This window comes from Ruegeria sp. CE8 (assembly GCF_056537465.1).
This window is the reverse complement of sequence record NZ_JBQFRP010000005.1, coordinates 132,348-151,850: the sequence shown is the minus strand read 5'-3', so window position 1 is coordinate 151,850 and position 19,503 is coordinate 132,348. Positions and strand designations below refer to the sequence as shown.

The 19,503-nt window shown below is 58.7% G+C and carries 21 protein-coding genes; 19 read left to right on the top strand and 2 right to left on the bottom strand.

The genetic code is table 11. The features are described 5' to 3' along the window. Positions 1-30 precede the first annotated feature (30 nt). Both ACR0AA_RS10780 and ACR0AA_RS10775 read left to right on the top strand, forming a co-directional pair. Positions 31-903 carry a 50S ribosomal protein L11 methyltransferase gene (locus tag ACR0AA_RS10780; protein WP_480756015.1) on the top strand — a complete coding sequence of 291 codons (873 nt, stop codon included), beginning with the start codon at positions 31-33 and terminating at the stop codon, positions 901-903. A 104-nt stretch (positions 904-1,007) separates the two neighbouring features. Next, on the top strand, positions 1,008-1,352 hold the full coding sequence (locus tag ACR0AA_RS10775) for a hypothetical protein (protein WP_480663121.1): 345 nt from the start codon (positions 1,008-1,010) through the stop codon (positions 1,350-1,352). Between the two features lie 103 nt (positions 1,353-1,455). On the opposite strand, the gene ACR0AA_RS10770 is transcribed toward ACR0AA_RS10775, so the two are convergent. After that, positions 1,456-1,668, bottom strand: coding sequence for a DUF1127 domain-containing protein (locus ACR0AA_RS10770; protein WP_239335939.1), 213 nt, complete (start codon positions 1,666-1,668; stop codon positions 1,456-1,458). A gap of 335 nt (positions 1,669-2,003) precedes the next feature. Here ACR0AA_RS10770 and ruvC point away from each other — a divergent pair, with 335 nt between their 5' ends. From ruvC to ACR0AA_RS10750, 4 genes are all read left to right on the top strand, one after another. After that, complete coding sequence (gene ruvC, locus ACR0AA_RS10765) at positions 2,004-2,501, top strand: crossover junction endodeoxyribonuclease RuvC (protein WP_480663123.1); 498 nt, start codon at positions 2,004-2,006, stop codon at positions 2,499-2,501. Continuing rightward, positions 2,498-3,175 (top strand): Holliday junction branch migration protein RuvA, encoded by a 678-nt coding sequence (gene ruvA, locus ACR0AA_RS10760; RefSeq protein ID WP_480663126.1) that lies wholly within the window; start codon positions 2,498-2,500, stop codon positions 3,173-3,175. Before ruvC ends, ruvA begins: the two co-directional genes overlap by 4 nt. Positions 3,176-3,179: 4 nt before the next feature. Then, positions 3,180-4,199, top strand: coding sequence for a Holliday junction branch migration DNA helicase RuvB (ruvB, locus tag ACR0AA_RS10755; RefSeq protein WP_480663128.1), 1,020 nt, complete (start codon positions 3,180-3,182; stop codon positions 4,197-4,199). Positions 4,200-4,262: 63 nt separating this feature from the next. Then, entirely contained in the window at positions 4,263-4,886 is a 624-nt protein-coding gene (locus ACR0AA_RS10750) for a hypothetical protein (RefSeq protein ID WP_480663404.1), read from the top strand. Positions 4,887-4,901: 15 nt separating this feature from the next. On the opposite strand, the gene ACR0AA_RS10745 is transcribed toward ACR0AA_RS10750, so the two are convergent. Further along, positions 4,902-6,608: a SulP family inorganic anion transporter gene (locus ACR0AA_RS10745; RefSeq protein WP_480756012.1), complete on the bottom strand. Its 1,707-nt coding sequence runs from the start codon at positions 6,606-6,608 to the stop codon at positions 4,902-4,904. A 200-nt stretch (positions 6,609-6,808) separates the two neighbouring features. Between ACR0AA_RS10745 and ybgC the strand changes: the two genes are divergently transcribed. From ybgC to folD, 13 genes are all read left to right on the top strand, one after another. After that, positions 6,809-7,216, top strand: coding sequence for a tol-pal system-associated acyl-CoA thioesterase (gene ybgC, locus ACR0AA_RS10740; RefSeq protein ID WP_480663133.1), 408 nt, complete (start codon positions 6,809-6,811; stop codon positions 7,214-7,216). Between the two features lie 109 nt (positions 7,217-7,325). After that, positions 7,326-8,021, top strand: coding sequence for a protein TolQ (tolQ, locus tag ACR0AA_RS10735; RefSeq protein ID WP_480756010.1), 696 nt, complete (start codon positions 7,326-7,328; stop codon positions 8,019-8,021). A gap of 1 nt (position 8,022) precedes the next feature. Continuing rightward, positions 8,023-8,499, top strand: a complete 477-nt coding sequence (gene tolR, locus ACR0AA_RS10730; RefSeq protein WP_480663137.1) for a protein TolR — start codon at positions 8,023-8,025, stop codon at positions 8,497-8,499. A gap of 9 nt (positions 8,500-8,508) precedes the next feature. Then, positions 8,509-9,609 carry an energy transducer TonB family protein gene (locus ACR0AA_RS10725; RefSeq protein WP_480756008.1) on the top strand — a complete coding sequence of 367 codons (1,101 nt, stop codon included), beginning with the start codon at positions 8,509-8,511 and terminating at the stop codon, positions 9,607-9,609. Further along, entirely contained in the window at positions 9,606-10,925 is a 1,320-nt protein-coding gene (gene tolB / locus ACR0AA_RS10720) for a Tol-Pal system beta propeller repeat protein TolB (RefSeq protein WP_480663140.1), read from the top strand. Before ACR0AA_RS10725 ends, tolB begins: the two co-directional genes overlap by 4 nt. An 89-nt stretch (positions 10,926-11,014) precedes the next feature. Further along, on the top strand, positions 11,015-11,518 hold the full coding sequence (pal, locus tag ACR0AA_RS10715; RefSeq protein WP_480756006.1) for a peptidoglycan-associated lipoprotein Pal: 504 nt from the start codon (positions 11,015-11,017) through the stop codon (positions 11,516-11,518). A gap of 4 nt (positions 11,519-11,522) precedes the next feature. Next, complete coding sequence (gene ybgF, locus ACR0AA_RS10710) at positions 11,523-12,347, top strand: tol-pal system protein YbgF (RefSeq protein WP_480663144.1); 825 nt, start codon at positions 11,523-11,525, stop codon at positions 12,345-12,347. Further along, the gene (gene tilS / locus ACR0AA_RS10705) at positions 12,344-13,597 is read left to right on the top strand and encodes a tRNA lysidine(34) synthetase TilS (protein WP_480663146.1); all 1,254 of its coding nucleotides are present in this window, start codon (positions 12,344-12,346) and stop codon (positions 13,595-13,597) included. The genes ybgF and tilS overlap by 4 nt, the downstream gene beginning before the upstream one ends. A gap of 76 nt (positions 13,598-13,673) precedes the next feature. After that, positions 13,674-15,590, top strand: a complete 1,917-nt coding sequence (gene ftsH / locus ACR0AA_RS10700; protein ID WP_480663148.1) for an ATP-dependent zinc metalloprotease FtsH — start codon at positions 13,674-13,676, stop codon at positions 15,588-15,590. A 105-nt stretch (positions 15,591-15,695) separates the two neighbouring features. Next, the gene (locus ACR0AA_RS10695) at positions 15,696-16,271 is read left to right on the top strand and encodes an MOSC domain-containing protein (RefSeq protein ID WP_480663150.1); all 576 of its coding nucleotides are present in this window, start codon (positions 15,696-15,698) and stop codon (positions 16,269-16,271) included. Positions 16,272-16,436: 165 nt separating this feature from the next. Continuing rightward, positions 16,437-18,113, top strand: coding sequence for a formate--tetrahydrofolate ligase (locus ACR0AA_RS10690; RefSeq protein WP_480663152.1), 1,677 nt, complete (start codon positions 16,437-16,439; stop codon positions 18,111-18,113). A 58-nt stretch (positions 18,114-18,171) separates the two neighbouring features. Beyond that, positions 18,172-18,477, top strand: coding sequence for a chorismate mutase (locus tag ACR0AA_RS10685; RefSeq protein ID WP_480663154.1), 306 nt, complete (start codon positions 18,172-18,174; stop codon positions 18,475-18,477). A 52-nt stretch (positions 18,478-18,529) separates the two neighbouring features. Beyond that, on the top strand, positions 18,530-19,420 hold the full coding sequence (gene folD, locus ACR0AA_RS10680) for a bifunctional methylenetetrahydrofolate dehydrogenase/methenyltetrahydrofolate cyclohydrolase FolD (protein WP_480663156.1): 891 nt from the start codon (positions 18,530-18,532) through the stop codon (positions 19,418-19,420). Positions 19,421-19,503: the final 83 nt, after the last annotated feature.

Sequence of the window (19,503 nt, the reverse complement as noted above, 5' to 3'; positions counted from 1 at the left end):
GCGCTGTATCAACTGATACAGGAGGCCCCCATGCCCACATTCACCGCGCTGACGACTCTGACCGGTAAGAAAGCCGCCGAAGGGCTGGGCGAAGCCATGGAGCGCCTGGACCCGGAACCCACCGGTGTGGGTGTCTTTGAGGTCGAAGATGGTTCGGGCCTGTGGGAAGTTGGCGGCTATTTTACCGAAACTCCGGACGAAACCGCACTGGCCGTTCTGGCGGCGGCGTTTGAAGCCAAGCCTTTTGTGGTGTCCGAATTGCCCGAAACGGACTGGGTCGCCCACGTGCGCCGCGAGCTGGCTCCGGTCGAGGCCGGGCGTTTCTTTGTCTATGGCGGCCACGATGCAGACAAACTGCCCGAGGGACGAATCCCTCTGTTGATCGAGGCCGCCATGGCCTTCGGCACCGGCCACCATGGTACGACATTGGGGTGTCTGAAAGCGTTGGACGGCCTTCTGAACGAAGGTTTCACGGCAAGCAAAGTGGCCGATATCGGCTGCGGTACAGCTGTTCTGGCCATGGCGGCTGCGCGGGTCTGGGAGGGTGAGATCATCGCCAGTGATATCGACGAGGTCGCTGTGGATGTTGCCGAAGCCAACCTGAAGGCCAACGGAATGTCCGGACAGGTCCGTTGCGTCGAAGCGGCGGGCTTCGACCATCCTGAACTGAACGCAATCGCGCCCTATGACCTGATTTTCGCGAACATCCTCAAAGGCCCGTTGGTGGCTTTGTCCCCCGAAATCGCCGCGAATCTGCGGGTTGGAGGCCGCGCAATTCTATCGGGAATCCTCAATGAGCAGGCCGATGATGTGATTTCGGTTTATTTACAAAACGGGTTCAATTTAGAGCAAAACGACCAAATTGGCGAATGGACGACGCTAGTCTTAAGCAAACAGGGCTAAAATTGGGCCTTTTGCAGGAGTTTTGTAGTGTTTTGCCTCGTTTTTGTCGCAATCTGTTTTTACCGTCATAACGTGGAATCGGGGGGCGGTTTTTGGAGGCTGCCATGACGGGAAAACAATTGGAGTTTGATCAGCGCGTTACGCGTCTGAACAAAAAACACGCAAAACTAAGCCGTGGCTATCGCGCGACGATGCGCAAAGACGGTCTTGTGGTCATGAAACCACAGAGGGTGAAATCTGCGCTTCCGGCGAAGGTTCTGCTGATGTGTCTGGTCGGATTGTTTGCGTTCAAGACATTTTTGCTGACCAGCCTCGGCTCATCCGGCTATCAGTACCGGGTTGACGCCTTGAACGAGGGTACGTCGGTCGAAAAAGCGGGCGCTTGGGTAATGCAGATCGATCCGGTCTCGCAAATGCTTTCCGAGCAGCTGACTAAGATTCTACCCTGAGTTTTGTGCAAGTGAACGAGAAACGCCGCGCATTCGGTGATGCGCGGCGTTCTACTTTGCCCCGAGGGAGGAGAGGGGCGTTAGAGTGGTGGTGTGTTCGTTCTTAACGACGACCTTCGGCCACGACGTCAATATCGCCACGGCACAGTCCGATATCTTCCAGCTCGCGGTCACTCAGACCGCTCAGCGTGTTGCGAGTCACGCGGGCGTCATTCCATTCGACAACGGCGTTAACGACCGATGCAAAATTTGCGCCGATACGGCCAACGAGGCCGAACGAGCCAGTGGTGGTGCGAGTGGTGTCCAGTGCAGCCATATCCTGTTTCCTTCTGGTTTAGGTTAACGTTCTGATCATTCGATCTGAGCGGCATCTAGTGACGCCAAACCGTCTGTGCAAGTGCGGAATTTGCAAATGTCCTATGCGTTTTTTGCAGGGCTCTGGGATCATTAAAATCCCTTAATTTATTGACCATTATCCGGAAATGAATCGTGTCGAATTCAGACTTTCTGCGGTCGCAAACTGACCGTTCTGTCGCGGGTGAAACAGGTCTGTCGTTTTCAGACATTTGGTCAATTCGCTTGGAAAATGTTCACGCTTCGTGCTAATCCGAAAGAAAGATCACAAAAAACCCGAGCAGGCCGAGGCAAAACATGCGGATTTTGGGCATTGATCCGGGGCTCAGGACCCTGGGGTGGGGCGTCATCGAATCGCATGGCAGCCGCCTGAGCCACGTTGCCAACGGGTTGTGCAAATCTGACGGGGACGATCTGGGCGAACGCTTGCTGTCGCTTCACAATCAAATCGTCGAAGTCATCGCCGAATACCAACCCGATCAGGCGGCCATTGAACAGACCTTTGTCAACAAAGACGGGGCTGGGACGCTGAAGCTGGGTCAGGCGCGCGGCGTCGCGTTGCTGACATTGGCGCAAGCAGGGCTGCCGGTAGGGGAGTATGCGCCCAACCGGGTCAAGAAAACGGTCGTGGGTGTTGGACACGCCGAGAAAGAGCAGGTTCTTCATATGGTCAAATTGCAATTGCCGGGCTGCCAGCCCAAGGGGGCCGATGCGGCGGATGCGCTGGCGATTGCCATCTGCCACTCCTACTACGGCGCGGCACCACAGGCGCGCATGAAAGAGGTGCGGGCATGATCGGAAAACTAACCGGGCGGCTGGACTACCGGGCCGCGGACCACGTGCTGATTGACGTGCGCGGAGTTGGTTATATCGTTTACTGCTCGGATCGGACGATGGCGGCGCTGCCGGGTGTGGGAGAGGCGGTCTCGATTTACACCGACATGGTCGTACGCGAGGACCTGATGCAGCTGTATGGCTTCCTGTCGCTGGTCGAAAAGGAATGGCATCGCCTGCTGTGCTCGGTTCAGGGCGTCGGGGCTAAGGTCTCGCTGGCCATCCTCAGCGCTTTGGGGCCGGACGGCGTCAGCCGAGCGATTGCGCTGGGTGACTGGGGCGCGGTCAAGGCGGCCAAAGGGGTAGGGCCAAAGACTGCTCAGCGGATCGTGCTGGACCTCAAGGACAAGGCGCCGGGTGTAATGGCGATGGGCGGAACCGTGACCGAGGCGATGGACGGCCCGGAATTGGAGGTCGTGGAATCGTCCGAACCTGCGCCTGCACCCAGACGGGCCGTAAGACCAGCCTCAGGGTCGGCAGCGGCCTCTGCCGGGGCATTGTCGGCCCTGTCCAATCTGGGGTATGGACCGTCCGAGGCAGCCTCGGCTGTCGCCGAAGCGGCGGCGAGTTTGCCTGATGCGGGTGAGTCGGATCTGATCCGCGCCGCTTTGAAACTGCTGGCTCCGAAAGGGTGACTGAATGGTAGATGCCGACCCCACCCTGCGCCCCGAGCCCATGCCCGAGGACAACGACCGCGCGCTTCGACCGCAAGGGCTGGACGAGTTCATTGGTCAAGCCGAGGCGCGCGCCAACCTGCGCATTTTCATCCAGTCCGCCCGTCAGCGGGGCGAGGCCATGGATCACACGTTGTTTCATGGCCCTCCGGGCTTGGGTAAGACGACGCTGGCGCAGATCATGGCACGCGAGTTGGGGGTGAATTTCCGCATGACCTCGGGGCCGGTTTTGGCCAAGGCGGGGGATCTGGCTGCGATCCTGACCAATCTGGAATCGCGGGATGTGCTGTTTATCGACGAGATTCACCGCCTGAACCCGGCGGTGGAAGAAGTCCTGTACCCGGCGATGGAAGATTTCGAACTCGATCTGGTGATCGGTGAAGGCCCTGCGGCGCGGACAGTGCGGATAGAGTTGCAGCCGTTCACATTGGTCGGCGCAACGACCCGGATGGGTCTGCTGACGACCCCATTGCGCGACCGGTTCGGTATTCCAACGCGGCTGCAGTTTTATACGGTCGACGAATTGCACGAGATTGTCACCCGCAACGCGCGCAAGCTGGGCGCACCTGCCGATGACGAAGGTGCCCGTGAAATCGCGCGCCGTTCCCGCGGGACTCCACGGATTGCGGGACGGCTGCTGCGCCGGGTGGTGGACTTTGCCATAGTCGAAGGCGACGGACGGATCACTCGCGAATTGGCGGATGGCGCGCTTACGCGGTTGGGAGTCGATAACTTGGGGCTGGATGGCGCTGACCGTCGATACCTCAAACTGATTGCCGAAAACTATGCCGGTGGTCCGGTTGGGATTGAAACCCTGTCTGCGGCCCTTTCGGAAAGTCGGGATTCGCTGGAAGAGGTGATCGAGCCTTATCTGTTGCAGCAGGGTCTGATTCAGCGAACACCGCGCGGGCGGATGTTGGCGCAGAAGGCGTGGACGCATCTGGGTATGGCCGCGCCACGTGGGCAAAGTGATCTGTTTGGTTGAAGCCGGGCAGCGAAGATTTTATGCCTTCGGCGAGAGCACTTGCAAAAAGATGAAGGACTGCGCGTGACACCGGACGAGATTCAGGCCCTGTTTACCCGTGAAAGTGGTGAGTTCCTTTTCGCGCGCTGGGGTCGCCCTATCGTGCCGATCGTTTTTGGTGTCGATGACGAGACGCTGGCGACCGTGAAAGGTGCCTTCGAGGCGGTCGTGTCTTTGGCCGATCACAAGATGGCCGAGACCGATCCCGAACTGGGTGCGAATTGCATGGTATTCTTTTTCCGTGACTGGAAAGAGCTCTTGGAGGTTCCCGATCTGGATCGGTTGGTTCCTGATCTGGGCCCGTTGGTTGATCGATTGATCGCAGCGGACGCCAACCAGTACCGCGTTTTCCGGTTTGAGGAAGATGGCGCGATCCGCGCAGCCTTTGTGTTTCTGCGAATGGACAAGGAATTGTCCAAAGTCCCGGCCGAGACCTTGGCGCTTAGCCAAGTGGTGCAGACCGTCCTGCTGTGGTCCGATACGGCCTTCCGCACGAAATCTCCGCTTGCGGTTGCCGGTGGTTCGACGATCCTGCGCCCGGACATCGCGGGGTTGATCCGTGCGGCCTATGATCCGGTGCTGCCGGGGGCGGCGCAAGATGCCTCTCATGCGCTACGCTTGTTTGCGAGACTGCATCAGCCTCAATGAGGTTCCTGAGCCAAATCATTGGGCGCTGACGCTGCTCCGGTGAAAGGCATTCAACAGGTCGCTGCCTGTGTCGAAATAGGCATCATCCCCCACCATAGCGGTGATGCCGTACCGGTTCAGCTCTGACCGGACATGCGGTTCGATGAGCAGAAAGACCAGCTTTATGTTCTTCGCTTGTAGCAACTTCTGCACGTTGCGTAGCGTATACCCGGCGGTGAAATCCACGTCGTCGATGGCTGAGGCCTCTATGCAGAACCACTGCACTTCGGTTTCGGAATCCCGAGTGATTGCCGTGATCTCATCCGAAAGCCGTTGCGTGTTTGCGTAATACAGGCTGTGAGAAAAGCGATAGATGACCAGGCCGGGTTCGAACTGGTTTGGCGTTGAAATGGGTTTGGAATGCCATCCGCCGTCGTCGTTTTTGACGATCACCGAGTTCTTGGGGTGATATCCGCGGCGGGTATGGTCGATCAGCGACAGAACCATCGCAAAGATGATGCCCTGTTCCACGCCCACAAAGACCACCACGGCCGCGGTCGCAACAGCGATCCAGAATTCGGACCGGGCTTGTTTGTAAATCGCGGTCAAGCCTTTCAGATCGATCAGCTTGACACCAATCAGAAAAACGACGGCGGACAGCGCCGCGTTTGGCAGGTAAGCCAGCGGGCCGGTAAGGAACAGGATTACCACTAGAACAATCAAAACCGTTGTTAGCTGAGCGACCTGACTGCGCCCCCCCGCGCTCGCCACCATCTCGGTTTTGGTGGGGCTGCCGTTGACCACAAATGTCCCCGTAAATGCGGCACCCAGATTGGCGAGGCCCAACCCCACGAGATCGGTGTTCTCGCTGAATTTCTCTTCATACCGCGCGGCATAGGCCCGCGAAGTTGCGGCGCTTTGCGCAAGGATTACAACGAAGATGGACAACGCGGTGGGCAGCAACTGTTTGAACAAGTTCCAACTCCAGTCCACATCCGGTATCGAAAATGCGGGCAGGCCACTGGGAACCGCGCCCAGAATGGCGATGCCCGACTCGGTGAACTGAAAGGCCCAGCTGCAAGCGATCACCCCCAAAATGGCGAATAGCGGGCCGGGCAGTTTGGGGGAAACCCTTCTGCACCCGACAACTACTGCCAAAACAGCCAGCGATACAACCAATGTTGGCCAGCTTGTCTGATCCATGTTCAGGATCGTCTCTTTCAGCTTGGCGATTGTTCCGTGGCCTTCGGTCTTGATCCCCAGAAGGCCGGGGATCTCTCCGGTTGCGACCTGAATGCCTACGCCGGTCAAAAAGCCGACCAGCACTGTCCGGGACAGGAAGTCGGCCAGAAACCCAAGGCCGATGATGCGCGCTGCAATCAGCAGGACTGCTGCCATGAGGGCCAGAAGTGATGCTAGTGCCAAGTATTCCGACGACCCGGAAACGGCCATTCCCGCAAGCGCCGAGGCAGTGATCGCGGCTGTTGCCGAATCTGCGCCGACCACCAGATGGCGGGAGGACCCGAACAGCGCGAACAGGGCCATCGGGATGAGAATGGTGTACAGGCCCGTCACAACAGGTGTGCCTGCGATCTTGGTATAGCCCATGACTTCAGGGATCGCGAGACAGGCAAAGGTCAGACCGGCCAGGACTTCCGCCGGCAGGCTGGCGCGATTGAGCGGCAAGACGCCCCGAAGGATCGGAAGAGCGAATTTTCTCTCTTCTGTGTTGGGCTTAGCCATTCGGTCACCAGTCGATTTCACGTCAGTTGTCAGAAAGACTAATCGGCAAATTTCAATATATCGATAGTGAGCATCCGATGATTCCAAATTTGTCCCCACGAGGGGATTGCAGGAACAGCGGCAAGCATGCATCTGTGTCTGGGAAAGGTTTGCCCGAAACTTAACGTATTGATGCCAATTGAAAGACCGGACCTGATATCATGGCCAATGAAGTCAACGCCCCTCACAAGCATGTCTTTCCGATCCGGGTCTATTACGAAGATACCGACATGGGCGGTGTCGTCTATCACGCAAACTACCTAAAATTCATCGAACGCGCGCGATCGGACTATGTCCGTCGTCTGGGAAATGATCAGAACGCGATGCGGGACGGTGGGATCGTATGGGTCGTGCGCCGGATTGAGGCAGACTACCTGTCGCCGGCGAAGTTTGACGATGAACTGATCGTTGAAACCTGGCTTTCCTCGATTTCCGGGGTCCGTTTGACCATGGGGCAGCTTGTAAAGCGCGGCGAGACCGAGGTTTTTAGGGCCTCGGTGACTGCGGTTTGCATGAATGCGCAGGGCAAACCAGTGCGTCTTCCGGCAGAGATTCGCGCATTGATGTAACAATTTGTCGGTCCGGGGTGGTTATGTTGGCTTTTCGTAACCAACTGCGTTAGCGTTTGGCAAAACAAGGCCAAACGAACGGCCGTCAGGCAAAACAAAGAGCAGGTTCATGGAAGCTGAAACGCTGGCGCTGGCGCAGGAGATCGATTTCTCCATGTGGGGGCTGTATGCCCGCGCGACCTTTATCGTCAAACTGGTGATGTTGATGCTGGTTGGCGCATCCATCTGGTCTTGGGCGATCATCATTCAGAAACTGATCAACTATCGCGCCGCCCGCCGCGAGGCGCAGGTGTTTGATGAATCCTTCTGGTCGGGCAATCCGCTGGACGAGCTGTTCGAACATATCGGCACGCAACCCGATGGCAGTTCCGAGAAGATATTCGCCGCCGGTATGATTGAGTGGCGCAGGTCGCATCGAACCGATGGTGGCCTGATCGCAGGTGCCACGGCGCGGATCGACCGCTCGATGGATGTGGCAATCGCCAAAGAAGCTGAGACGCTGCAAAAGGGTTTACCCATCCTGGCAACGGTCGGGTCGACGGCCCCGTTTATCGGCCTGTTCGGTACCGTGTGGGGCATCATGAATGCTTTTATCGAGATTGCCGAACAGCAGAACACGAACCTGGCGGTTGTTGCCCCCGGTATTGCCGAGGCTCTGTTGGCCACGGGGCTGGGCCTGTTGGCCGCGATCCCGGCGGTGATTTTCTACAACAAGCTCAGCGCGGACAGTGACCGGATCGTCGGCGGCTATGAAGCCTTTGCCGACGAATTCGCGACCATCCTGTCGCGCCAGTTGGACAGCTGACATGGGTGCGGCGGTTCAGCAATCCTCAGGCGGGAACGGTCGCAGACGTGGGCGTCGGCGCGGCCGCGCGCAGCCGATGGCCGAGATCAACGTGACACCGTTTGTGGATGTCATGCTGGTGCTGCTGATCATCTTTATGGTCGCGGCGCCGCTGCTGACAGTTGGTGTGCCGGTGGATTTGCCCAAAACGGCCGCAAGCGCCTTGCCGGGCGACAACGAAGAGCCTTTGACCGTGACTTTGACAGCCGACGGACGGGTGCAAATTCAGACCACGGATGTTGTGCGCGAAGAGTTGATTGGTAAACTGCGCGCCATTGCGGCAGAGCGCAGCAGCGACCGTGTGTTCCTGCGGGCCGATGGTGCCATCCCCTATGCGCAGGTGATGCAGATCATGGGCGCGCTGAACGCAGGTGGGTTTTCCAATGTGGGGCTTGTGACAGACACCGGCGGCCCGTCATTGGACGAAGGTGGAGAGTGAGGCCGCGCGGTGGATACCGGCACCAAGATCTCGGCAATTGCCCATGTCAGTTTGATTTCATGGGCTCTGTTTGGCGGCACCTTCAGGTCCGAACCATTGCCTATGCCTGTGCAGGATATTTCCGTGATTACGGCTGAGCAGTTCGCGGCGATGACCGCGCAGCGCGAAGCGCCGGAGGTTCCCACGCCTGCGGCCTTGCAACAGCCTGAGGCACCTGAGGAAGAGATCCCGACACCTGAACCTGTGGAAGAGGAACCTCCGACACCAGAGGTGTCCGAGCCAATTGAACCCGAACCGGAACAACAGCCCGAGGCGGTCGCGCCACCGCCCGAGCCGATCGTGATCGAGCAACCTCCGGCGCTTGAGACGCCTGAACCGGAAGCCGTTGTTTTGCCGGTGCCACCGGGGCCCGAAGCGCAGCCACGTCCTGCGGATAAAGTCGCGCCGGAACCCGTTGCTCCGCCACCGCCCGAGGCAGCGCCGGATGACATCGAGTCACCGGCTGTTTCGCTGGACGAGGGGGCCGAGACTCAGCAAGAGCAGCAAGATCAGACTGCTCCGGAAGAAGCGACAGACGAAATCGTGACCGAGGCGGAAGAGGCCAAGGAATATGCGCCACGCAGTTCTCCACGCCCGCTGGTGCGGCCGAACCGGCCGACGCCTCCGGCACAGCCCGAAGTGGCCGAGGTTGAGGAGCCATCGCGGCCGGAACCTGCGCCAAGCGACGAGGCCGCCATTAACGATGCGCTGGCAGAAGCATTGCAGCAAAGCAGTGAACCGTCAGGCCCACCCCTGACCGCTGGTGAGAAAGATGCCATGCGATTGGCTGTGTCGCAGTGCTGGAATGTCGGCTCGTTGTCCACGGATGCGTTGCAAACGGTTGTGGTCGTTGGGTTTTCACTGACGCCAGACGGCAAGGTGATCGGGGGCAGCCTGCGGATGTTGGACAGTTCCGGCGGGACTGCGACGTCGGCCAAACAAGCCTATGACGCCGCCCGGCGAGCGATTTTGCGCTGTGGGGCCAAAGGATACACCCTGCCTGCTGACAAATACGATCAATGGCGGGATATTGAGATTACATTCAATCCCGAGAGGATGCGGATCAAATGATTAGATTTCTGACCAGCCTGTTGCTTGGCCTGACAATTTTGGCAGCGCCGGTGCATGCCCAAAGCGGACCGCTGCGGCTGGAACTGGATCAGGGTATCATCGAACCCTTGCCCTTTGCCGTGCCGAACTTCGTGCCCGATGGGCCAGCGGCCACGCAATATGCCAACGACATCTCACGTGTTGTCGCCGCCGATCTGACCGGAACCGGGTTGTTCCGAGAAATCTCGTCAGATGCGTTCATCAGCCGGGTCAGCAGTTTCGATGCCCCGGTGCAGTTTGCAGACTGGAAAGCGATCAACGCCGAAGCCTTGGTGACCGGGGCCGTGAATGTCTCGGGCAAGCGCTTGACGGTGCGGTTCCGGGTTTGGGATGTGTTCTCGGGCCAGGAATTGGGTAACGGTCTGCAGTTTTCCGGCACAACGGATGGATGGCGTCGCATGGCGCACAAAGTGGCCGATCAGGTCTATAGCCGCGTGACCGGCGAGGGCGGGTATTTCGACAGCCGCGTGGCGTTTGTCTCGGAAAGCGGGCCCAAGGATCAGCGCCTGAAGCGACTGGCCATCATGGATTATGATGGGGCAAACGTTCAGTATCTGACCGATAGCTCTGCGATCGTTCTGGCGCCGCGCTTTTCTCCCTCTGGTGATCGTTTGCTCTATACCAGCTATGAAACGGGGCAGCCGCGTATCTATGTTCTGGACGTTGATCGCGTCAAACGGACCGAGTTGAAGACACAGGACGGCACGATGAGCTTTTCTCCGCGCTTTTCGCCCGATGGTCGTTCGATTGTTTACTCGTTGATTCAGGGCGGCAATACCGACCTTTGGAAAATGGACCTGGCTTCGGGCCAAAGCGTGCGCCTGACCAACACTCCGGCGATTGAAACCGCGCCCAGCTATTCGCCGGACGGCTCGCAGATCGTGTTTGAAAGCGATCGCTCGGGTACGCCGCAGCTGTACATTATGCCCGCAAATGGCGGAGAGGCGACTCGGATCAGCTTCGGACAGGGGCGCTATGGTACGCCGGTCTGGTCGCCGCGTGGTGACTTGATTGCCTTTACCAAGCAGAACAAGGGTCGGTTCCATATCGGGGTCATGCGCACGGACGGCAGCGAGGAACGCCTTTTGACCTCGTCCTTTTTGGACGAAGGGCCGACATGGTCTCCAAACGGGCGTGTCATCATGTTCACGCGCGAGTCGCAGGGCGCAAGCGGTCGGGCGACGCTGTATTCAGTGGATATCTCGGGCCGGAACCTGCGCCCGGTCCGCACGCCAGACGGGGGCAGCGACCCATCCTGGGGGCCATTGCAGAAGTGATCATTGCAGGGGGTTGGAAAAGTTCACAAATTTCCTGCACTGTGATAACAGAGACGGCAATAAAGCGATAAAACGACGAGGCACCTGAAATGAATGTATTGGGCAAAGTCTTAGCATTGGGCGCGCTGGGCATTATGGCCGCCTGCACTAACAATGATCCGTCCGGATTGGGGGGAGGCGCAGGTGGTAACGGTTCGATCGTACCTGGATCGCCCAGCGACCCACGCTCACCGGCCTATTTCCAGCAGACCGTGGGCGACCGCGTGTTGTTCGAAGTGGACCAGTCGACGCTGACGGCGCAGGCGCAGACCGTGTTGCAGGGGCAGGCGGATTGGTTGCTGGCCAACACGGATTTTGTGGCCACGATCGAAGGGCATGCGGACGAACAAGGCACCCGCGAATACAACCTTGCGCTGGGCGCGCGTCGGGCAAACGCAGCGCGTGAGTTCCTGATTTCGCGTGGGGTCGCAGGGAACCGACTGACGACCGTCAGCTACGGCAAGGAGCGCCCGATCGAAATTTGCAGCACCGAGGAATGCTATTCCAAAAACCGCCGCGCGGTGACGGTGCTGACCGGTTCAACCTTGGGGTAAGACAATGCGAATTGCAGGATGGGTACTGGCCGCGGTCGTAGCGACCGTAGGGGTCGCCAATGCACAGGATCAGCAGACCCTGGCGGACATTCGTCAGGAATTGACAGTGCTGCACGTGGAAATTCAGCGCCTGAAGCGCGAGTTTTCGACCACCGGGTCCCCGGCACCCAACCTGTCCGGCAGTTCCGTTCTGGAACGGGTCGATGCCATTGAGGCCGAGTTGCAGCGCCTTACACGGCAGACAGAACAGTTGAACCAGCGTGTTCAGAACATCGTCACAGACGGGACCAACCGGATCGGTGATCTCGAATTCCGGCTGGTCGAGCTGGAAGGTGGTGATCTTAGCACGCTTGGGGAAACCTCGACACTGGGTGGAGAGACTGAAGTCACTGCTGCAGCGCCGGCCACACCATCCGCGCCGCCAGTAACCGATCCGGGCGAACTTGCGGTTGGCGAGCGGGCCGATTTTGACGCCGCATCCCAAGCCCTCGCGGATGGCAACTTTCAGGCCGCCGCCGAACAGTTTGCCACGTTCGAAACTTCGTATCCCGGCAGCCCCTTGGCGCCCGAAGCCAACCTGAAACGGGGGCAGGCACTTGTTGGCCTGGGTGACACTCGCGAGGCGGCGCGTGCCTTCCTGGCCAGCTTCACCGGTGATTCCGAAGGCGCATTTGCCCCCGAAGCGTTGTTTGAACTTGGTGCGGCACTTGGACGCCTGGGTCAGACCGACCAGGCCTGCATTACCCTCAGCGAGGTGGGCGTCCGTTTCCCGAGCACAACCTCGGCAACGAGTGCCACTCAGGAAATGGCGTCGCTGGGCTGTTCTTGACGGGACATGAAGACAAATTTCGCGCCGATATCCGGGCGCGGTTGCCTGAAAACCTGCCAGCCCGTCTGGGCGTGGCGGTATCCGGTGGGGGCGACTCGGTTGCCCTGCTTTTGCTTTTGAACGAGATCGCTCAGAGCGAGAAGGTAGAACTGTTTGCTGCAACGGTTGACCATCGGTTGCGTCCTGATTCAGCCGCTGAAGCTGACAAAGTGAGTAAACTCGCTGCGCGTTTGGGCATTCCGCATCAAACGCTGGTCTGGGATGGCTGGACCGGTGACGGAAACTTGCAGGATCAGGCCCGGCAGGCGCGCTACCATTTGTTGACCGAATGGGCGCGGCGCAACGCCATCAACGCGATTGCCCTTGGCCATACGGCAGACGATCAGGCCGAAACGTTTCTGATGCGTCTGGGTCGAGCAGCAGGCGTTACGGGGCTAGCGGGGATGCCTGCCGCCCGCGATCAAGATGGTGTGACCCTGCTGCGTCCGATGCTGAAGATCACCCGAAAACAACTGCGCGACTATCTGGCGGAAAAGGGCGTGGAGTGGATCGAGGACCCTTCGAATCACGATCTTCGGTTCGACCGGATCAAAGCGCGACAGGCGTTGTCCGGCCTCGAAGGATTGGGCATTACAGCCGGATCTCTGACGCGCGTTTCTGAAAACCTTGCACAAGCGCGTGAGGCATTGGCGCGCTATACGCAGGAATCCGCCCGCAAAATTGCCATGGTTGACGCTGGCGATATTTGCTTGGACCGACGCGGGGTTCAGGCCCTGCCACAGGAGATTAAGCGCCGGATTCTGGTCGGCTGCGTCGCTTGGATCGCGGGTGTAGGGTATCCGCCGCGCCAAACCACAGTGGAACAGGCTCTGAAAGCGATTGATGAGGGCACGAGAACCTCAATTGGTGGCTGCCTGCTGATCCCTAAAGGCAATAAGATGTGGATTTGCAGAGAGCTAAACGCGGTACTGGGCAAATCCGTAAACCCTGGCGAGTTGTGGGACAAGCGCTGGATTCTGTCGGGGCCGACCGTTGCTGGGGCCGAAATTCGCCCATTGGGAGATAAAGGATTGCCAAAGGTTCCGGATTGGCGGGAATTGGGCAAACCTCGCGCCGCATTGCTGGCCTCACCAGCTGTTTGGATCGGGGACGATCTGCTTGCCGCACCTCTTGCAGGGTTTGCCAATGGTTGGACCGCCGAATTCGCCCCGGAAACGCCCGAGTTTCACTCTTCTCTTTTATCGCATTGAACCTGCTTGAATCATCTCTATTTTATAGAGCAACCCGGCAGATCCCCATCTGCCGAAATCTTTTGGGAGATTTTCCTTGGGCAACGCTCGTAACATCGCCTTCTGGGTCGTTCTGTTTCTGCTGATCCTTGCACTGTTCAATCTGTTCAGTGGGCCAGGCGGAACGCTTCAGAATAACGAAAGAACCTATTCCGATTTTGTCACTGCGGTTGAAAGCGGCGAAGTCAAGAACGTGACGCTGGATGGCGAGCAGATTCGCTATACCACTCAAAGCGGCGCGAACTACGTCACCATCAAACCCGGTGATGCCGAAGTCACCAAACTGCTGATCGACGAGAACATCCCAGTTCGCGCCGAAAAGCAGCAGCAGTCCGGCTTCCAGTCCTTCCTGATCACTCTGTTGCCCTTCCTGTTGCTGATCGGCGTTTGGGTCTATTTCATGAACCGGATGCAGGGCGGCGGCAAAGGTGGAGCGATGGGTTTTGGCAAGTCCAAGGCCAAGATGCTGACCGAAAAGCACGGCCGCGTGACATTTGACGACGTTGCAGGCATCGATGAAGCCAAGGAAGAACTGGAAGAGATCGTGGAATTCCTGCGCAACCCGCAGAAGTTCAGCCGTCTGGGCGGTAAGATCCCGAAAGGCGCACTGCTGGTTGGCCCTCCGGGTACTGGTAAAACGCTGCTGGCGCGTGCCATCGCGGGTGAGGCGGGTGTGCCGTTCTTCACCATCTCGGGTTCTGACTTCGTTGAGATGTTCGTTGGTGTTGGTGCATCCCGTGTGCGCGACATGTTCGAGCAGGCCAAAAAGAACGCGCCTTGCATCGTGTTCATCGACGAGATCGACGCCGTGGGTCGCCATCGTGGTGCCGGTTATGGCGGCGGCAACGATGAACGCGAACAGACGCTCAACCAGTTGCTGGTTGAAATGGACGGGTTCGAGGCCAATGAGGGCGTGATCATTCTGGCGGCCACCAACCGTAAGGATGTTCTGGACCCCGCGCTGCTGCGTCCGGGCCGTTTCGACCGCAACGTCACCGTTGGCAACCCCGACATCAAAGGCCGCGAGAAGATCCTGGGCGTGCACGCGCGCAAGACACCTCTGGGCCCCGATGTCGATCTGCGCATCATCGCGCGGGGTACGCCAGGCTTCTCGGGTGCTGATCTGGCAAACCTCGTGAACGAGGCGGCGCTGATGGCTGCGCGTGTGGGTCGCCGCTTTGTCACCATGGAAGACTTCGAGAACGCCAAGGACAAGGTGATGATGGGGGCCGAGCGCCGCTCGATGGTGCTGACCCAGGATCAGAAGGAAAAGACCGCCTATCATGAGGCAGGCCACGCCGTCGTCGGTCTGGAGCTGCCGCTGTGCGATCCGGTCTACAAGGCAACTATTATTCCGCGCGGTGGTGCACTTGGTATGGTTGTCTCTTTGCCGGAAATGGACCGTCTGAACTATCACCGTGATGAGTGTGAGCAGAAGCTGGCAATGACCATGGCTGGTAAGGCTGCCGAGGTCATCAAATACGGTGAAGATCACGTTTCGAACGGTCCGGCCGGTGATATCATGCAGGCAAGCCAATTGGCGCGTGCCATGGTGATGCGCTGGGGTATGTCGGACAAGGTCGGTAACATTGATTATGCCGAAGCCCACGAAGGCTATCAGGGCAACACCGCTGGATTCTCGGTTTCGGCACATACGAAAGAGCTGATCGAGGAAGAGGTGAAACGCTTGATCCAGCAGGGTTACGAGCGTGCGCACAAAATCCTGACCGAAAAGAACGAGGAATGGGAGCGTCTGGCGCAAGGTCTGCTGGAATACGAAACCCTGACCGGGGACGAGATCAAGCGCGTCATGAATGGCGACTCGCCGAATGAAGGCGATGACGAAGGCGACAGCCCGGATGAAGGCAACGCGCCCAGCGTCACCGCGATACCCAAGACCAAGGTCAAGAAAACCCCGCCTGAGGGCGGGATGGAGCCGGAACCTTCGGCTTAAGAGAACAAGACCCGGGCATTGTCCCGGGTCTTTATTTTGGGCCTTTTCATTTCGCACCGGCTGGCCTCTATTGCTTTTTAATAAGCATTTTAAAAGGGGCTTTTGATGCCGGTATTGCGCGAAACAGAATTCACGGGTGAAGTTGTCTGGCTGGGGCATGTACCTGACGGCGACTCGATCCGCGCCAAGGCTGTCGAATCCTTGGATCTGGACTTCGCAGGCGAGAAAGGTACGCGACACGAGGGTGTTAATCGAGCCTCCTGTGTCAGGGTCAAGAACCTGTATCCTCAGGGGACTGAAATCCGTAATGTCCGCCAGTTGTCGATCCTGTCCGCAGAAGAGATGGATGACACGGCCAAAGAGATGGGGCTGGATCGTCTCGATCCCTCCTTCCTGGGGGTCAGCATTCTGTTGCGGGGTATTCCCGATTTCACGCATATCCCTCCAGCTTCGCGTCTGCAGGTCCGCGATGGCGTGACGATTACAGTGGATATGGAAAACCGCCCTTGCGTCATCCCCGGACGTGAGATCGAGGCGGATCAGCCGGGTTACGGCGCGTCCTTCAAGCCTGCGGCAAAGGGTCGTCGGGGTGTGACGGCGTGGGTGGAACGCCCCGGACAGCTGCGGCTGGGGGATCGGATGACGTTGTTCGTACCGGATCAAAGAGCCTGGGCGCCATAGAGGCCAACCGTTTCCGATTTGAAACCGGCGAATTGACGCTACGCCGTTTCATGGCGTGATTATGTCGGAATCTATATCCATCGCGATTGTACACAACGGTATGGATTGGCCAGCATCGGCCCATCTGCGCCGGTTTGCACGGTATTCAATCAGGGATATTGCCCAATGAGCTACAAATCCGACATCGAAATCGCTCGTGAAGCGAACAAGAAGCCGATTCAGGAAATCGGCGCAAAGCTGGGCATCTCCAGCGACGATCTGCTGCCTTACGGCCACGACAAGGCGAAGGTCAGCCAGGACTTCATCAACTCGGTTCAGGACCGCGAAGACGGCAAACTGATCCTGGTCACCGCGATCAACCCGACTCCTGCGGGTGAAGGTAAAACCACTACCACTGTGGGTCTGGGCGATGGCCTGAACCGCATCGGCAAAAACGCGATGATCTGTATCCGTGAAGCATCGCTTGGCCCGAACTTCGGTATGAAGGGCGGCGCAGCAGGTGGCGGTTACGCGCAGGTTGTTCCGATGGAAGAGATGAACCTGCACTTCACCGGCGACTTCCACGCGATCACCTCGGCCCACTCGCTGCTGTCGGCGATGATCGACAACCACATCTACTGGGGCAACGAGTGCGAGATCGACATGCGTCGCGTCGTGTGGCGTCGTGTCGTCGACATGAACGACCGCGCCCTGCGTCAGATCACCTGCTCGCTGGGCGGTGTCTCGAACGGTTTCCCACGCGAAGCGGGATATGACATCACCGTGGCCTCCGAAGTTATGGCGATCCTCTGCCTGGCGAACGACCTGAAAGACCTGGAAAAGCGTCTGGGCGACATCATCGTGGCCTATCGCCGCGACAAGACCCCGGTCTACTGCCGCGACATCAAAGCCGAAGGCGCAATGACCGTTCTGCTGAAAGATGCCATGCAGCCGAACCTGGTACAGACGCTTGAAAACAACCCGGCATTTGTCCACGGTGGGCCGTTCGCGAACATCGCACACGGCTGTAACTCGGTCATCGCGACCAAGACCGCTCTGAAAGTTGCCGACTATGTCGTGACCGAAGCGGGCTTTGGTGCCGACCTGGGTGCCGAGAAGTTCATGAACATCAAGTGCCGTAAGGCGGGCATCGCACCGTCGGCTGTGGTTCTGGTTGCCACCGTGCGCGCGATGAAGATGAACGGCGGCGTTGCCAAAGCCGATCTGGGCGCGGAAAACGTTGATGCAGTTCAGTCGGGCTGTGCCAACCTGGGCCGCCACATTGAAAACGTTAAGTCCTTTGGCGTTCCGGTCGTCGTCGCAATCAACCACTTCGTAACCGATACCGATGACGAAGTTCAGGCCGTCAAAGACTACTGTGCCGAGCACGGTGTCGAGGCGATCTTGTCCCGTCACTGGGAATTGGGTTCGGATGGCTCTGCGCCTCTGGCTGAGAAAGTTGTGGAAATCGTCGAAAATGGTGCTGCGAACTTCTCGCCGATCTACCCCGACGACATGCCGCTGTTCCAGAAGATCGAAACAATCGCCAAGCGCATCTACCGCGCTGACGAGGTTTTGGCCGACAACAAAATCCGCAACCAGCTGCGCGAGTGGGAAGAAGCGGGCTATGGTAACCTGCCGGTCTGCATGGCGAAGACCCAGTACTCGTTCTCGACTGACCCGACCCTGCGCGGCGCGCCGACCGGCCACTCGGTTCCGGTACGCGAAGTTCGCCTGTCCGCAGGTGCCGGTTTCATCGTGGTTGTCTGCGGTGAGATCATGACCATGCCTGGTCTGCCGCGCAAACCGGCTGCGGAAACCATCTGCCTCAATGACGCAGGTGAGATCGAGGGCTTGTTCTAAGCCGCCGAATAGGACATCTCGTGGTCCGGGGAATCCCCCGGGCCATGAGGAGACGAACATGCCCACTCTGACACCGCCGCAAGACTGCCAATCGATGCAGGAATTGCGGCCTCAGATCGACAAGCTGGACCGCCAACTGATCGAAATGTTGGTGACGCGTGCAAGTTACATTGACCGCGCGTCTGAGCTGAAGCCGGGCGAGGGCTTGCCTGCTCGAATCCCGGATCGTGTCGAAGAAGTGGTGCAGCGCGTGCGCACAAGTTCAGCTGAGCTGGGAATGGACCCGGACCTTGCTGAACAGTTGTGGCGCATATTGATTGACTGGTCGATTGCCCGCGAAGAGCGTGTACTCGGCCCAGACTGAATGACCGGGCGCCCCATGCGCCCGATCCGTTTTTGAAAGAAGGGATCAAAGGATGGTAGCGCAGGTTATCGATGGGAAGGCCTTTGCCGCCAAGGTGCGCGGGCAGGTTGCCGATCAGGTTGCAAAGCTGAAAGAAGAAAACGGCATCACCCCCGGTCTGGCGGTGGTTCTGGTGGGCGAGGACCCAGCGAGCCAGGTCTATGTCCGCTCCAAGGGCAAGATGACCATCGAGGTCGGTATGAACTCGTACGAGCACAAGCTGGAGGTCGACACTTCCGAAGAGGACTTGCTGGCGCTGATCGATAAGCTGAACAACGATCCGGCGGTGCATGGCATTCTGGTGCAGTTGCCGCTGCCCAAGCACCTGAACGAAGATCTGGTGATCAATTCGATTGATCCGGCCAAGGACGTTGATGGTTTCCACATCTCGAACGTGGGTCTGCTGGGCACCGGTCAGAAGTCGATGGTGCCTTGCACTCCGCTGGGTTGCCTGATGATGCTGCGTGATCACCACGGCTCGTTGTCGGGTATGGATGCCGTTGTAATTGGCCGCTCGAACATCGTGGGCAAGCCGATGGCGCAACTGTTGCTGGGTGATAGCTGCACCGTGACCATCGCACACAGCCGCACCAAGGACCTGCCTGAGGTTGTACGGCGCGCGGACATCGTGGTTGCCGCCGTAGGCCGACCCGAAATGGTACCCGGCGACTGGATCAAGGAAGGCGCAACCGTCATCGATGTGGGTATCAACCGGATTGAACGCGACGGCAAAAACAAGCTGGTCGGTGACGTGGATTACGCCAGTGCTGCCGAGCGTGCGGGTGCTATTACGCCCGTACCTGGTGGGGTGGGTCCGATGACCATTGCCTGCTTGTTGGCCAACACGCTGACTGCCTGCTGCCGCGCCAACGGATTGCCGGAACCCGAAGGGCTAACGGCCTAAGTAACAACGTTGGGGCACGTTCTGAGCTGCCCCAACCAACCCATGCTTTGTGTCATGCCAATGCCTGCGGCAGAGACGCAATC

Bases quoted from the DNA above. Each gene is read 5' to 3' on its own strand.
- ACR0AA_RS10780 (WP_480756015.1), top strand. From the start codon at position 31: ATGCCCACATTCACCGCGCTGACGACTCTGACCGGTAAGAAAGCCGCC.
- ACR0AA_RS10775 (WP_480663121.1), top strand. From the start codon at position 1,008: ATGACGGGAAAACAATTGGAGTTTGATCAGCGCGTTACGCGTCTGAAC.
- ACR0AA_RS10770 (WP_239335939.1), bottom strand. From the start codon at position 1,668: ATGGCTGCACTGGACACCACTCGCACCACCACTGGCTCGTTCGGCCTC.
- ruvC (WP_480663123.1), top strand. From the start codon at position 2,004: ATGCGGATTTTGGGCATTGATCCGGGGCTCAGGACCCTGGGGTGGGGC.
- ruvA (WP_480663126.1), top strand. From the start codon at position 2,498: ATGATCGGAAAACTAACCGGGCGGCTGGACTACCGGGCCGCGGACCAC.
- ruvB (WP_480663128.1), top strand. From the start codon at position 3,180: ATGGTAGATGCCGACCCCACCCTGCGCCCCGAGCCCATGCCCGAGGAC.
- ACR0AA_RS10745 (WP_480756012.1), bottom strand. From the start codon at position 6,608: ATGGCTAAGCCCAACACAGAAGAGAGAAAATTCGCTCTTCCGATCCTT.
- ybgC (WP_480663133.1), top strand. From the start codon at position 6,809: ATGGCCAATGAAGTCAACGCCCCTCACAAGCATGTCTTTCCGATCCGG.
- tolQ (WP_480756010.1), top strand. From the start codon at position 7,326: ATGGAAGCTGAAACGCTGGCGCTGGCGCAGGAGATCGATTTCTCCATG.
- tolR (WP_480663137.1), top strand. From the start codon at position 8,023: ATGGGTGCGGCGGTTCAGCAATCCTCAGGCGGGAACGGTCGCAGACGT.
- tolB (WP_480663140.1), top strand. From the start codon at position 9,606: ATGATTAGATTTCTGACCAGCCTGTTGCTTGGCCTGACAATTTTGGCA.
- pal (WP_480756006.1), top strand. From the start codon at position 11,015: ATGAATGTATTGGGCAAAGTCTTAGCATTGGGCGCGCTGGGCATTATG.
- ybgF (WP_480663144.1), top strand. From the start codon at position 11,523: ATGCGAATTGCAGGATGGGTACTGGCCGCGGTCGTAGCGACCGTAGGG.
- ACR0AA_RS10695 (WP_480663150.1), top strand. From the start codon at position 15,696: ATGCCGGTATTGCGCGAAACAGAATTCACGGGTGAAGTTGTCTGGCTG.
- ACR0AA_RS10690 (WP_480663152.1), top strand. From the start codon at position 16,437: ATGAGCTACAAATCCGACATCGAAATCGCTCGTGAAGCGAACAAGAAG.
- ACR0AA_RS10685 (WP_480663154.1), top strand. From the start codon at position 18,172: ATGCCCACTCTGACACCGCCGCAAGACTGCCAATCGATGCAGGAATTG.
- folD (WP_480663156.1), top strand. From the start codon at position 18,530: ATGGTAGCGCAGGTTATCGATGGGAAGGCCTTTGCCGCCAAGGTGCGC.